Genomic DNA, 13,984 nt, shown 5'->3' on the forward strand with positions numbered 1-13,984 from the left:
TGTAGCGGGCAAAATTACTTACATCCTTATTACATTTTTTATCATATACTTACTGTAAGTTCGCTTGCACGATATTATAATTGGTGTTTATGACAGTAACACTTATTCGGGTTTATTTAAAAAATATCTGGAGGTGACTTGATTGAAATTACTAAAGCTCAGTTTAGCTGTTACTTTAGCGAGTACCCTATTATTTGGTCCTTCGTATCCATCTTTTGCAGCGTCTACTACAATAAACTCCCCTGTTCTATTGCAAATCAATGAGTACAATATTCTCTACACTTATCCAAAGCAACCTTATATTGATAGCAAACAAAGATTAATAGTTCCCCTTCGTGCAGTAAGTGAACTACTAGGAGCTTCAGTGTCGTATAATGCCGAATTAAAACAAGCAATAATTGAAAAGAATGGTAAGAAAATTATTTTAACAGAGAATTCGAATAAGATAATAGTAGATGGTGTAGTGAAAACAATGGATACTGTTCCAGTAGTATACAAACAATCTTTTATGTTACCTATTCGTGTACTGTTGGATAATATGAATTTAAGGGGAACTCACGATAGCCAAACGGGTATTTTGCACTTGGAAGATGAAGCGATCAACGGATTTAATATGGTAAAGTCTATTAAGGAATCGGACATTCCTCCTGATAGAATTGCTAATCAGAACGGAATTTTACCAACCACTTTTGATTTGACGCTGAGTGAACTAAGTGAAAATAAGCTTCAACAGGGAAATATCAATTTAAGCGCAAAAAATATTAGTGGAATTTCTATGCCTAAAGGTAAAGAAGATCTACATGTTTTGGTTATATTTAATAATACCTTTCAAATGGAAGCTGATCTTAACCCAACAACAGAACAACTACGTCCTCGTCCAGCCCTCACAAAAGATCAAGTATTTCAGCAGAAAACGGAGTTTACAGCAGGCAATTATGGCGACTATTTAAAATATATTCTAGTAGTGGGCAGGATTCTAAAATAAGTAAATACAATTCACGAAACGCAAAACGAGCCTAAAAGTGATTTTAGAGGCTCGCTTTTGTCTTATTTTACAAGGAGGGTTATTAATATATGAAACACCCTATTCTAAGTAAAAAATCGCTCATTCTAATAATTTTTTTGATATTCCTTATAGGAATATACTTTTTATTCTTCGGATTACCATGGAAGTCCATAGCCCATAAAAAACAATTCGAAGTCTATTTAGAAGATAAGTATCAAATTGACTTCAAGTTAAAAAAGATGGACTATGATTTTATGCACCGAACATACCTTACTTATGCATATCCCGCGAGTGACCCAACTTTAGTTTTTTTTGTAGGTCAAGATATTGAAAACAAAGAAATTCATGATCTTTATCTATATGAACTAGAAAAACGTATGTTCAAATAGGTTACTAGAATAACCGTTGAGCTGTGATCAGTTTTCTTTTTTTATATCTTCAAGCAAACCTTCAAACCATTGAACATTTACTATATGGTGGGAAAGTGAATTTTCTAACATTTTTTTAAAATAAGCAGTGATATTTTCATCGTTCTCAAGAGATAGCTGTATTAAAGAAATCTTATGTTTAGTTTGTTCGATTTGTATTTCTATTAATTTAGTTAGCTCTTCTTTTTTATATTCATCTGAAAATAACATTGCTACATAAAAAGATAGGTTTATATAGTCTGTCTTAGACCCATATTTGAACATCAACTTTTCAAACTCTTTTTCCCCTAATTCCGTGATGTTATAATTATGTGTCTCTCTGGTGCTGTCTCTTTGGTCAACTTTTACAATATACTTTTTCTCTACTAATTGCCCAAGATTATAATAAAAGGACCCTTTGGTGAAATTCACTATATATTTATAGTGTTTTTCTTCCATTAAGGATAACAATTCATAACCGTGAGCCCCTGGATTTTGTTTTAATAATCCTAAAATTAGTAATATTATCAACTCAACGCCTCCGTCAAAATGCAACTAGGTTTAATCATTGTTGATTTGTATGAACTTGGCTTGAAATTCGTTAAATGATATTTTTCCCAAAGCAAAATCCATACTCAATATATACATTTTTTCCGCTTTAGTGTGAGTTCTTGCATTATGGAGACTTAACAACTCCTGTTCATTAATTAGCGGCTCAAGTACATGCTGCTTATTAATAAAAGCTTCAAAATATCGTAACCCAAATTTTCTTTGAGATATTGCATCGATATGAATACCATCCGGATTAGAAGTTAAACCTGAAGCTGTAACAAAGTAACAATCATCTTGTTCAAAAGCAAATTTTTGTAACTCTTGATTCATCAACTCGTATTCAGTGCAATGTTTCCCAAATCCTTCTTTGCCTAAAAAATCCCCTAAGCCACCAATTATAAATGGAATATTTGGAGCATCTAACTCTTTTCTAAGCGCCGTAACCATTAAAAGTAATTTCTGATAATAGACTTTGTAGCTGCCATTACTACTATCACTTTCTCCTTGATGCCATAAAATCCCCGATAATTCACTATTTTGCATAGCAAATTTAGTTTCTTGCAATGCATGTTTAAAAAGTGCCCCATCTACAGCCCATTCATCAATGGTGCTCCCACCCTCAGCACAAGGAATTAAGCCAATGATGTCTTCTTCATTTTCACGACACCATGCATCCGTAAATGATCCTGCCAGACTTATTCCAGAAACAGGACGGTCATAATTAATAGGTTCAGCCATCATTTGCCATCTGCCATTACGTAGCATTTGGATTCTCTCGTTATTAATTGGGGGTACTTCATGTATAAATCCTCGTCCAGCCATATTTGACTGTCCAATCATTAGAAATGATTTGATCATTATTCTCATCCTCTCTTCAATAGTCTAATTAGACTGTTTATATTATTAGTCTAATTAGACTATTTGTCAACAAATACGCTTTTATTCTCTCCCTCTTTATGAAATCAAAAAAGCTGATCTTCAAAAAGATCAACCTTTGTATGAAGTATTAACATATCAGAAGTGAGGTAATACCATCTAATTCTGATACGATTTCATATACTCGCGTCCGTCTGCCTTACTTTGAATAGGGTTCCAAACCTGAGCAAAGAACGGTTCACGCTTCGCACGTTCTTTGTAATTCCAGCTTTCGAGCTCACACTGCGGGCAGAAATGTCCACCTTCTAGCATAAGCTTGGGGCTAGCCGTAAAGGTATGGTCGAACGCACATTTGAAATCAAGTTTGCCTGTCCAATTCCCCGTTTCCATATCTGTTGAAAGACATTCACCACCACGAAATTTCGCAGCACCCTTGATATCTTCAAGATTTAATTGCGATGTTGGCTTATTCTCATCATACCCGTGGTCAAGTTTGATGACTTTATCCCAATCCGCGAATTTCTTCATTTCAGACACCTTTGTAGGAATCGCCTCCCAGTTGTTCTTGCTGCCCCAATAAGCGTCTATTTTCTCAATGTCATTTTCCTCGATAAAACGTATCGTTCCTCGCTCTTTTACTGCTTGCTTTTTCATCGTCCGCTTAATCATCGCACCCATCAATTTTTGACCTCCGGGCAATTTAGTGATGACTTTCACAACAGGCACAAGTGCGCCTAGATTATCGAGGTAGCTTTGATAGAAATAATCTATTGAATCTCGGCGAAAGTGAAAATAGTCCTCCAGCTTATCAGAGTCCAGATAATATTGTCCGTGAAAATTCCGTGTTGCATACCATTTAGGATCTATCACATAATCAAGATTTGTTAAACCTAACTTACCATAAAGCACCTGATACATCTCAAGCGTGCTGACTCGACAGCTCTCGCCCCCGCCAATGTTGTAAATATGTTGCCAAAATCCTTCATTTAGTTCTCCGTCTATATCCGAGATGCAAAGGTTTCGCATTAAACGTCCTGAATCCCGATCTGATACGTATTCAAGCACATTTTCTAGACAGTTATGGAACATAATAGGGTCTTCTATCTTGCTCATCGCTGGCCCCATAATACCTGTTTGGCGGAGGCTCACCCAATAGCTTAGTCCTGATTCAATTACCATACGCTCGGCGGCAATTTTCGAAACGGCATAGTAGTCATAAACACTTGGTTTGAGAGGGTCGCCCACACGTCCCCAATGGATCGGCGGCATACGGTCACCCGTTTCCGCAATTGTACCGATATTTACGAAACGCGTTACATGGGCACGACCACTTTTCTTGATGGAATCGACGATGTTCTTCGCTGAACCATAATTAATCTGCATCGTTCGTTCGGGAAACTCATCTGCAGCAGGAGATACATAGGCTGCTATATGAAGCACAATGTCGGCATCTTTCACACATTCATAGACAAGGTCGCAGTCTAGTAAATCGCCATAGACTACTTTAACGCCACTTAGTCTCTCATATTCTTTCAGCTTTTGGCGGCTGGTTGAATTGTCTAAATCAAAGAGTAACAGCTCGCATTTCGCTAAATCGTTTCTAAGAAATTTCAATGTTTCGCCACCCATATTGCCCGCTGCACCTGTTATCATGACTCGTTTTTTCTTTACCATATTCTTCACCTGCATTATAAGATTATTGACAAGTCATTCGTCTCCCTTCAGAATACAGACACAGTGTCTATTTCACAACCACCAGTTGATTATCAAACTGATGTAATATAGACAGTCGAAGTTATTCTGTCCATTAGTTTTAAAAAAATTTTATAGGGGGTGAATCAACAATGAATCAACGTGAACGGTTAACCAAATTGCTGCTGAAGCAAAGCTTGATTCGCCTGCTCAAAGAAAAAAACATAAGCCAAATCAGCGTAAAAGAATTATGCGCTTCAGCAGGCATCAATCGCTCTACCTTTTATTTGCATTATGCAAATGCATACGATCTGCTTGAACATGTTGAGCAGGAGATTATTGATAACACAAATGCATATCTAGAAAAAATCGAAGCTAATGACAATGGCATCACTTATATATTGACCTTCTTAGACTACATCAAAAAGAATGATGATTTATTTGCCATCATGCTACTCAAATCAAATGAAAACGAGTTGTTTTCAAAACGTTTGCTTAATGAAGTACTGATGAATATTGACACTTTCCTTCAGCTTGACGTTCCCGAAAATATGAAGCGTTTTACTTACGCTTATTTGGTTAATGGAAGCTTAGCAATTATACAGGAATGGATATTAGAAAATTTCATTATATCAAGCGATGAATTGGCTCAACTTATTTTCTCTTTGGCGGATCATTCCTTATTAACGTTTAAGTCATCGGAAACTTGAAGTAATAATCACCAGATCCAACTAGTAGTTTAAGGCCTTCTGACATTTGTTCCACACTGGATAGACCTATGACTTGTTCTATTGGTGTCCCAGACTCCAAGATACTGTCCTGATTCATCGTTGGAATAATAATCTCAGCTGTTGTATTGGATGGAATCAGTACTTGCATTTCTACTGAAGCTTCGTTTTGTTTTTTCCAAGTTACCTTGATCATTCCATGGACAGATTCAAGCGAAGCATCAACCCACGTCAAATGTTCCCCGATCTGCGGCTGGATCCGTATTTTTTTGTAGCCTGGTTCTAATAGTTCGATGCCACCGGCAGTGCGATAGAGCCAATCTCCAATAGCACCGTAAGCATAATGGTTATAGGAGTTCATATCATCGCTCCAGAACGAACCGTCCTGTTTTATTCCATCCCAATGTTCCCAAATGGTTGTAGCCCCTTGGATTACAGAATATAACCAGGAAGGATACTCTTTCTGCAGTACCAATTGGTAGGCTACATCCGTATAACCGAATCTAGAGAGGACTAGACACAGATAGGGAGTTCCCACAAAGCCGGTCGTTAGGTGCACTCCATTTTCTTCGATATGGTCGGCTAGCATCTTGGCCGTCCGATGACGATCCTTTTCCTCTAATAAGTCAAACATAAGGACAAGTGTATACGCAGTTTGTGTCGGTGAGGCCACCCGACCATTTGGCGTTACGAACTCTTGACGGAATGCCAGAACAATCTTCTCATGCAATGCTTCATATTTTAAGGCATCTTCGGGTTTTCCAATGACAGCCGCTGTCTTAGCTAGCAATTCCGTTGAATAAGCATAGAACGCGGTAGCGATCAACTCTTTTGGTGTTGCTCCGACGTAGCTGTTTTCTTTGGCGTCCAGACCTAACCAATCTCCGAAATGAAAACCTGTATTCCATAGATATTCGTCTTCACCTTGCGCCCGAATATACTCGACCCATGCTTTCATACTTGGATATTGCGTTTTCAACACACGAATATCTCCATAACATTGATAAAGCGTCCAAGGACAAATCACCGCGGCGTCTCCCCAAGCAGCAGAGCCGTATCCTGCCGCTGGAACATCGGGAATAACATGCGGAACTCTTCCGTCCTCTTCTTGATCAGCGGCCAAATCCTTTAGCCACTTTTCAAAGAACGGAACGACATTCATGTTGTAGGCAGACGTGCGAATAAAAACTTGAGCATCCCCCGTCCATCCCAATCTTTCGTCTCGTTGAGGGCAATCTGTCGGGATATCTAGAAAATTCCCCTTTTGTCCCCATAAAATGTTGTGCTGAAGCTGATTCAAGAGTTCATCTGAACAGTTGAAGTTTCCCGTTTGCTCCAAGTCCGTATGGATGACGCAGCCGATAAATTGTTCCAATAATTGATCTAGCGGTATGCCAGTCACTTTTACATAACGGAATCCTTGGAAGGATAAATACGGCTCAAACGTTTCTGCCTCCCCGCCATGGCATATATAAGTAACAGTCTGCTTTGCAGATCGTAAATTTCCGATGTAGAAATTCCCCTCGCGGTCCAACACCTCAGCATGTTCTAAAGTAATTATCGTTCCAGCTTCAGCATGAACCGTAAATCTTACCCATCCAACCATATTTTGTCCCATATCCAGCACGTGTTCGCCTTTAGGTGTAGTAATGACTGCAATAGGCTTGATGGTTTCTATAACCCTGGTCGGTTCGTTTTCCTGAGCAACCAATGAAGTCTCTGGACGGTCCTTGAGAATAGTCTTTTGCCACTTTACATCCTCAAAACCGGGAGAAGACCAACCTTCTACCTCGAGCCTCGAATCATACGTTTCGCCATGATACAATTCTGACATCAAGAGTGGACCTATAGAAGTACGCCAGTTGTCATCCGATACAATGATTTGCTCAGAACCATCAGATAATGTGACGTGTAGCTGGATAAGCACAGCACGATCCTCACCAAAGATGTCTTTCTTTCCTTCCCAAGCTAAATATCCTTTATACCACCCGTTTCCCACCATGCAACCAAGAGCGTTATTGCCAGCAGCAATCAAAGAAGTCACGTCATAGGTCTGATATTGAAGCCGTTTATTATAACTGGTCCAGCCAGGGTTAAATAACGTGTTATCTGCTGGTTTACCGTTTATATATAAGCGGTACATCCCAAGAGACGTTGCATACACACGCGCTGATACAACATTATCAGGGATTGAAAATTCCGTACGAATATAGTCGCAAGGATCAGCCCCATTCTCTTGGTGATTCGGAGGTGCTGCTATCCATTTTGCCTGCCACTCATCTACCGATAACAATGCCGTTTCCCAGTGCGCAGGTTCACTCCATTCTGAAACTATCCCATGATCGTCCCAAGCTCGAACCCTAAAGTAATACCGGGTGCGGGATTGTAAGGCGGGACCTTCGTATTCAATATGCACATTGCTATCCGACTCTACCTTTTCAGAATCCCATATGATTTTTGAAAAGAATTTGTGATCATTTGCGACTTGAACTTGATAGGCTGATTGGATAAATCCCCGTATTTCTGTGCTGATCCACCAACTAAGCCGCGGATGTAAATCATCAATCCCCAACGGATTCTTTCTATAGTTCACTTTAAGATTTGTAACTTCAAAATTGGACATTTGTATCAACCTCCTATATTCATCCAGTATCCTACCGGAACACTTTGAACTGTATTCATAGATCTTTGATCCGGCAGCTATTTCTATTGTATGAGTTGAGAGAATTTAGAATTGGGGGCATTTCAGACATTTTTATAGGTGGATCTAGACATTCATTCATTAGTTTCGTACGATATGTCTAGCCTTAGCAATTTGAAAGGGGCCACGATTATGAGTATCAGACGCAGCACTTTTGTCATGTCTGGAGATAGCTTTTTCGAGCCTGGTGTGCCAATTTATGTGAACAGGGCTTGCGAAACGTTCGAATTGAATGCGCATTCCCATGAGTTTATCGAAATTACTTATATCAGTGAAGGAGCAGGCGTTCACTACATTGACGATGAGGCTGTTCCTGTCGAGCACGGTACGTTATTTTTTATCCCCATTGGACGCAGTCATGTATTTCGACCTAAGACCCCGATGAAAGACCGCCCGCTCATCGTTTATAACTGTTTATTTCCAGTAGAGTATTTATCAGAACTTCAGGCTACCTTTCCTCACGCTACAGATATTTGTGAATTTTTCACAGACATGCAATTGCTATGGTACTCTATGAAAGATGTCAATGGCGCATACCATATAATGTTTCGTGAACTGTTTCGTGAATTCTCGGCAAAACCGCCAGGATATCTAGCTGTACTCGATGCTCTAGTCGTACAAATATTAACAGGCTTGTTTAGACATCGGTTGCAGATTGTTGCGCCGTCAGGGGATAAGCCGCAATGGATGGCAGTGGATGATGCGATTGCATTTATAAATTACAACTATGCCAATGGGCTTAAACTTAGCGATCTCGCCAGTAAAGCGAACCTTAGCGAACGGCAATTCAGTCGCCTTTTTCAGCATCAGACTGGAATGAGCTTTACAGATTATACGCAAAGTATTCGAATGGATGCTGCATGTCGTATGCTTTCAGGAGGTCATAGAAGTGTAAGCGAAATTGCCGCTGCAGTTGGATATGCTGACCTCAAATTTTTTCACCAAATATTTAAAAAAAAGATAGGAATGAGTCCCCGACAATATAGTAATTCTATTCGAAGTGAGCACTAGCTTCTAACATTCAAGATAACAAAAGCTGCCTAGCAATTGCTAGGCAGCTTATCCTACTTATCACCGGCAAGTGTAAGCCACTTACGATTGTGATGCTCCTGAACTTCAACGGGGGTATCAAAGAAATCACTCAACACATCCGACTGCAAGCAGTTTTCTGTCTCATCCCCTTTGTAGATTTCTCCGTTCTTCACCAGCAAAGTATGTGTAAAGCATGGTGTTATCTCCTCGATATGATGCGTTACATACAGCAAAGTTGGTCCGCTGGGTTGCTTCGTAATCTTCTCAATCATTTGCAACAGCTGTTCTCGGGCAAAAATATCGAGTCCTGTGCAAGGCTCATCAAGGATCAATAGATCTGGATTGGCCATAAGTGCGCGTGCAATGAGGACTTTCTGACGCTGACCTTGCGACAAGGTATCGTATGTACGAGCGGCTAAGGAAGAGCAGTCTAGAAATTCCATCAGCTCCTCGGCTTGCTTTTGATCCTCTTCATTCGTCTTGTCGTATAAACCGATAGTTGCGAATTTTCCGCTGAGGACGATGGTCAGCGCAGTCTGATGGCCGTATAGCTTCTGTTGCAGCGAGGTGCTGACCCAACCGATTCTTTTCCGTAACTCTCTAAGATCCACATCGCCAAAGCGGTGGTCTAACACTTCAACTTGCCCAGTCGTCGGCCATATATAGCCGTTCACTACGTTCAGCATCGTCGTCTTACCTGAACCGTTTAGTCCGACGATACACCAGTGTTGCCCTTGTTTCACTTCCCAATTCATATCGCGTAAGATCATTGTTGTATCACGTTGCCATGATACATTTTTGAGTGATATAATCATGCCCAAATTCCTCCTCTTCATGAATGTCTATATTGAACTTAAAGCTCGGATAGTGTCCCATTTAAAATTTTGAGTGTCGATTGTACTGCTTGATCTGAATCCCCATTTTTAATAGATTCATACACTTGTTCATGGTAATCGGATTGAGGATCATGGGAACTATAATTACGGTTTAATTTACTCATTGCATCTGACAAAATGTGAGTAAACGTTCTATATAAGTCAATGATTACAGCGTTTTTACTTGCCATTGCTACAGCCATGTGGAATTCTATATCCGATTTGGTTTACAGTTCACGATCATTCTGCTTTAGAGCCATATCTCTTGTATCCAAATGTTTTCGCATGTTGAATAAGTCAGTGTCATCATGCCGTAGAGCTGCTAATCTTGCGATTTCTAATTCAATCATTTTTCGAGCTTCAAAGACCTCAATCAATTCTGCACGAAGTAAACGATGGGTAAGTGGTTCTTGAATAATAGGACTGGATTTTAAGTAAGTTCCAAAACCCTGCTTTTTCTCCAATAAACCAGCATGAACTAACACACGGACTGCTTCTCTTATCGTTGATCGCCCTACATTAAATAATTGCATTAATTCAGGTTCTGGAGGTAATTTGTCTCCTGGCAGGATTGTTCCTGTTGAAATTTTTTGTTGTATTTGATTAACAACATCGTCCACTAACTTAGTGGCTTGAACGGGTTGGAACGACCCCTTTTCAAACATCTGATCATCTCCTCTTTTTGCAGAATAACATGATATTCTTTACTTAACAAGTAAGATTTTGAAGTTTATAACGGTCATTATGGGTATGAAAAAGCAGCTAATCATTTTGATTAGCTGCTGACGTAATTATTGAACTATAGCCTTATTGCATGTTCATTCAATTTTATTGTCCTTTTTCCATTACAGCAAAGTAGTTATTTTCACCGTCTGCGAAATTGAATACTCTTCCACCGGGAATTTCTACAATATCTCCAACCGTAACATTTTTGTCCTTCAACTCTCGATTCAATTGATCAAAATTATCCGAAAAGAACATTAAAGAAGGTGTTCCGAGATTCATTTCAGGATTCATTTGGGCAACCAACTCTTTATTATGAAGAACAATGCTAGTCGCTGCACCTTTCGGAGCAAGCTCGATAAATCTCATAGGGCCATTTGTTTCGTCTAAAATCACCTCGAATCCTAGCTTTTCTGTCCAGAATTTTTTGGATTCCTCTTGGTTATTTACATATAACATAATTTGTCCAATTTTATTAATCATAAGTTATACTCTCCTTAGTCGGGATAATTTATTGCTTTTTCAATATACCTTATTACGAATATTCTCGTCAAGGAATATTAATTCGAACTCCCCTTTTGCAAATATAAGTTGGCTTTGTTTCACTAGGTTGTCCATATGCCCATATTATTTACTTTCTTTTCCTACATTAAACCGAATTTCAGATCAGCGAAAGAGAACATCGATAATTATTTTTATTTTTATATACCTCTACAATATTTCAATATAACCTTCTGTTCCATTCACACGAATTCGTTGCCCGTCTTTTATCAGCTTAGTGGCATATTCCACTCCGACAACTGCTGGCAAGCCATATTCACGAGCGATAACGGCTCCATGGGTCATCAGTCCGCCAACTTCGGTGACCAGGCCTTTAATAGATACAAACAATGATGTCCAGCCAGGGTCAGTAAAGGCGGTGACTAATATATCGCCATCTTCCAGATCTGCCTCTTCCATGTTTAAGATGACACGAGCTCGTCCCTCTATTACTCCGGTAGAAACAGGGAGACCTATAATCGCTTTGTCTGGCAGATTTTCTCGTTTGTATTCACCTGTAATAATTTCACCATCAGATGTGATTACACGTGGCGGAGTAAGTTTTTCAAAAAAATTGTAATCGTCTTTTCGTTTACTGATGATCTGATCATCCAGTTTATTTGTGCGTACGACTTCGTGAAGTTCTTCAAAGGTGAGATAGAATATATCTTCTTTTTCATGAATAACGCTAGCTTGTACAAGTTGTTCGGCTTCTTTCAGTAAAGCCTGCTTATAAATGAAGTAGCGGTTAATCATTCCGTATTTTGGATATTCACGGTAACCGATATAATTCCGGATAAAACTGATTACTCGTTTTGTCTCTTCAGCTTTTAGTTCTCCATCCGGTAATTGCTTCAATCGATCTAATAACTCTTGTTCTTTTTCTAAAGCCTCCTGTCGGCCTTGCTCAAATTTCCGATTGCCAGCATTAGGCTCAAAGTTTTTGATATTACTGAGAATCATGGGGACAAGTGTAATCGGCTTTTCACTCCAACGAGTTCTCGAAATATCGATTTCACCGGCACATCGCATTCCGAATTTGTTGAGATAAGCATAGATTGCATCTTGAGTTGCCTGTCCACCATCAAACTTAACCAGTTCATTCAAAAAATTATCATCTTTTATATGTTGTAAATAATCAACTATTTCCGGGTAAGGACGAATCACATCTGCAACATCCAAAAGCGCCAGACCCATTTCCGAGGTAATGTTGTTTGAAACAGATTGAGAAAGCGTATCTGCTGCGTTTTTTTCACCTAACCACTCGTACATTTTTTCATTAATCCATGACGAAGCGTTCATAGCAGTCATAAAAACCTTTGTACTTTGTGGGTCAGATAAGAACTTCTTTAATTCCTGGAGATCTTCAAGAATAAAATCAAATAGATCTGCTCCTGATTTCGTTCGGATGTTTTGTCTTAATTCTTCTATCGACTTTTGACTGTTCTTAATCAAATCAGAAACGATTGCCGGATCATTTTCGATTAATGCTTGAAAACCTTCTGACGAACTATCTTTACTGCTATTAACGGGACTCTGTTCTTTTCTATCATCTGGTAACGATTTTATATATTCTCGTTCTATTAGGGTCATAAATGCGTCTTTTATGAGCGGATCGGATTTCCCAAGGGTATTTATGAAATTTTCTCTGCTGACAGGTGAAGCCAGCATATGTGTAACATCAACAAACAACCTTCCACCGGCCTTACGCATGGGTGCAGGAGTGATTAACAGGTAAAAAGACAATCCTAGTGGTTTCATGGGATCCGTCATCATTTGTTGATGACCGACAGATACGTAAACGTGATTTTCTTGATCATTTACTTCAGGGATCGGGTATAAAGTAGTGATCGGCCGACTCTGAACAATATAAAAAGTATCATGATCCAAACACCATTCGATATCTTGTGGACAACCAAAATAAGCTTCAATCTCTCTACCTAAACGTGCCAGTTGTAAAATTTGTTGTTCGGTAAGGGTTTGAGTCTTTTGCAGATCGAGATCGATTTTCAGGGTCTCTGTTCCACCTTCTTTTAATCCATAGATAGCCAATTTTTTGGTTGCTATCATCATATCGACGATTTCCTCTTCCTGTACTTTATAACAATCGGCAGATACCAAGCCAGAGACCAGAGCTTCGCCAAGCCCAAAACTGGCATTAATAGATAGCAGCTTTCGATTAGAAGTCATCGGATCCGCTGTGAATAAAATCCCTGAAGCCTGAGGGAAAACCATCTTTTGCACGATAACAGATAAATATATCTGTCTGTGGTTAAATCCATTTTGCATGCGGTAGATTACCGCGCGATCCGTAAATAGAGATGCCCAACATTTGCTGATATGCTGCATGATTGCTTCTCTTCCGATGATATTTAAATAGGTGTCCTGTTGACCGGCAAATGAGGCATGTGGTAAATCTTCAGCAGTTGCACTAGAGCGTACTGCATAAGCCTGTTCTTCACCAAGTTGGGAGAGATAGTGAGTAACTGCTGTCACAACATCGGAAGGAATTTCTACTTCCATAAGGAGTTGTCGAAGCTTCTTACTGATTTCACCAATTTGCTCTCGATCGTCTACGTTTAATATGGATAGTTGATCCAATAAAATATGATACTTTTCGTTCTTTTCGATGGCTTTTTGGTAGCCCACTGTTGTAACACAAAATCCTTCTGGTACTTTTATTCCTTCGATTTTTGATAATTTAGCTAAATTAAACCCTTTTCCTCCAACGAGAAAAAGCTGCGTTTTTTCAATTTCCTGAAAACTGAGAACCAATGAACTCATACAATATCTCTCCTAACCATTAAAATGAGAAAAAAATTTGACAAGATTTTGGCTGCATGGTATATTAA

At 39.2% G+C, this 13,984-nt stretch carries 11 protein-coding genes and 1 pseudogene; 4 read left to right on the forward strand and 8 right to left on the reverse strand.

Going from position 1 to position 13,984, the window contains the following annotated elements; all coding sequences use genetic code 11:
* Positions 1-142 precede the first annotated feature (142 nt).
* Together NSQ29_RS11700 and NSQ29_RS31535 are read left to right on the forward strand one after the other, a co-directional pair.
* On the forward strand, positions 143-985 hold the full coding sequence (locus tag NSQ29_RS11700) for a copper amine oxidase N-terminal domain-containing protein (protein WP_340969595.1): 843 nt from the start codon (positions 143-145) through the stop codon (positions 983-985).
* An 89-nt stretch (positions 986-1,074) separates the two neighbouring features.
* Positions 1,075-1,395, forward strand: coding sequence for a YfjL-like protein (locus NSQ29_RS31535; RefSeq protein ID WP_445671307.1), 321 nt, complete (start codon positions 1,075-1,077; stop codon positions 1,393-1,395).
* A 27-nt stretch (positions 1,396-1,422) separates the two neighbouring features.
* On the opposite strand, the gene NSQ29_RS11705 is transcribed toward NSQ29_RS31535, so the two are convergent.
* From NSQ29_RS11705 to NSQ29_RS11715, 3 genes are all read right to left on the reverse strand, one after another.
* Positions 1,423-1,944: a PadR family transcriptional regulator gene (locus NSQ29_RS11705; protein WP_339795797.1), complete on the reverse strand. Its 522-nt coding sequence runs from the start codon at positions 1,942-1,944 to the stop codon at positions 1,423-1,425.
* Positions 1,945-1,974: 30 nt separating this feature from the next.
* Complete coding sequence (locus NSQ29_RS11710; RefSeq protein WP_340969593.1) at positions 1,975-2,823, reverse strand: sialate O-acetylesterase; 849 nt, start codon at positions 2,821-2,823, stop codon at positions 1,975-1,977.
* Positions 2,824-3,000: 177 nt separating this feature from the next.
* On the reverse strand, positions 3,001-4,515 hold the full coding sequence (locus NSQ29_RS11715) for an NAD-dependent epimerase/dehydratase family protein (RefSeq protein ID WP_341126752.1): 1,515 nt from the start codon (positions 4,513-4,515) through the stop codon (positions 3,001-3,003).
* A 170-nt stretch (positions 4,516-4,685) separates the two neighbouring features.
* Here NSQ29_RS11715 and NSQ29_RS11720 point away from each other — a divergent pair, with 170 nt between their 5' ends.
* Positions 4,686-5,243 carry a TetR/AcrR family transcriptional regulator gene (locus NSQ29_RS11720; RefSeq protein ID WP_076283751.1) on the forward strand — a complete coding sequence of 186 codons (558 nt, stop codon included), beginning with the start codon at positions 4,686-4,688 and terminating at the stop codon, positions 5,241-5,243.
* Here NSQ29_RS11720 and NSQ29_RS11725 read toward each other — a convergent pair.
* On the reverse strand, positions 5,224-7,884 hold the full coding sequence (locus NSQ29_RS11725; protein ID WP_341125116.1) for a family 78 glycoside hydrolase catalytic domain: 2,661 nt from the start codon (positions 7,882-7,884) through the stop codon (positions 5,224-5,226). The genes NSQ29_RS11720 and NSQ29_RS11725 overlap by 20 nt on opposite strands.
* A 210-nt stretch (positions 7,885-8,094) precedes the next feature.
* Here NSQ29_RS11725 and NSQ29_RS11730 point away from each other — a divergent pair, with 210 nt between their 5' ends.
* Positions 8,095-8,973 (forward strand): AraC family transcriptional regulator, encoded by an 879-nt coding sequence (locus NSQ29_RS11730; RefSeq protein ID WP_339241042.1) that lies wholly within the window; start codon positions 8,095-8,097, stop codon positions 8,971-8,973.
* 53 nt (positions 8,974-9,026) lie between these two features.
* Here the strand turns inward: NSQ29_RS11730 and NSQ29_RS11735 are convergent, their stop codons facing one another.
* From NSQ29_RS11735 to ppsA, 4 genes and pseudogenes are all read right to left on the reverse strand, one after another.
* A complete protein-coding gene (locus tag NSQ29_RS11735) occupies positions 9,027-9,809 on the reverse strand; it encodes an ABC transporter ATP-binding protein (RefSeq protein WP_341125117.1) in 783 nt (260 codons plus the stop codon).
* 38 nt (positions 9,810-9,847) lie between these two features.
* Positions 9,848-10,534, reverse strand: a pseudogene (locus NSQ29_RS11740) (FadR/GntR family transcriptional regulator).
* A 163-nt stretch (positions 10,535-10,697) separates the two neighbouring features.
* Positions 10,698-11,075 (reverse strand): VOC family protein, encoded by a 378-nt coding sequence (locus NSQ29_RS11745; protein ID WP_042188380.1) that lies wholly within the window; start codon positions 11,073-11,075, stop codon positions 10,698-10,700.
* Between the two features lie 228 nt (positions 11,076-11,303).
* Positions 11,304-13,916 carry a phosphoenolpyruvate synthase gene (ppsA, locus tag NSQ29_RS11750; protein WP_341125118.1) on the reverse strand — a complete coding sequence of 871 codons (2,613 nt, stop codon included), beginning with the start codon at positions 13,914-13,916 and terminating at the stop codon, positions 11,304-11,306.
* Between the last annotated feature and the right edge of the window lie 68 nt (positions 13,917-13,984).

Source organism: Paenibacillus sp. FSL F4-0236, assembly GCF_038000135.1.
Lineage (GTDB): Bacteria > Bacillota > Bacilli > Paenibacillales > Paenibacillaceae > Paenibacillus_AQ.

Bases quoted from the DNA above. Each gene is read 5' to 3' on its own strand.
- NSQ29_RS11730 (WP_339241042.1), top strand. From the start codon at position 8,095: ATGAGTATCAGACGCAGCACTTTTGTCATGTCTGGAGATAGCTTTTTC.
- NSQ29_RS11715 (WP_341126752.1), bottom strand. From the start codon at position 4,515: ATGGTAAAGAAAAAACGAGTCATGATAACAGGTGCAGCGGGCAATATG.
- NSQ29_RS11710 (WP_340969593.1), bottom strand. From the start codon at position 2,823: ATGATCAAATCATTTCTAATGATTGGACAGTCAAATATGGCTGGACGA.
- NSQ29_RS11745 (WP_042188380.1), bottom strand. From the start codon at position 11,075: ATGATTAATAAAATTGGACAAATTATGTTATATGTAAATAACCAAGAG.
- NSQ29_RS11725 (WP_341125116.1), bottom strand. From the start codon at position 7,884: ATGTCCAATTTTGAAGTTACAAATCTTAAAGTGAACTATAGAAAGAAT.
- ppsA (WP_341125118.1), bottom strand. From the start codon at position 13,916: ATGAGTTCATTGGTTCTCAGTTTTCAGGAAATTGAAAAAACGCAGCTT.
- NSQ29_RS31535 (WP_445671307.1), top strand. From the start codon at position 1,075: ATGAAACACCCTATTCTAAGTAAAAAATCGCTCATTCTAATAATTTTT.
- NSQ29_RS11720 (WP_076283751.1), top strand. From the start codon at position 4,686: ATGAATCAACGTGAACGGTTAACCAAATTGCTGCTGAAGCAAAGCTTG.
- NSQ29_RS11735 (WP_341125117.1), bottom strand. From the start codon at position 9,809: ATGATTATATCACTCAAAAATGTATCATGGCAACGTGATACAACAATG.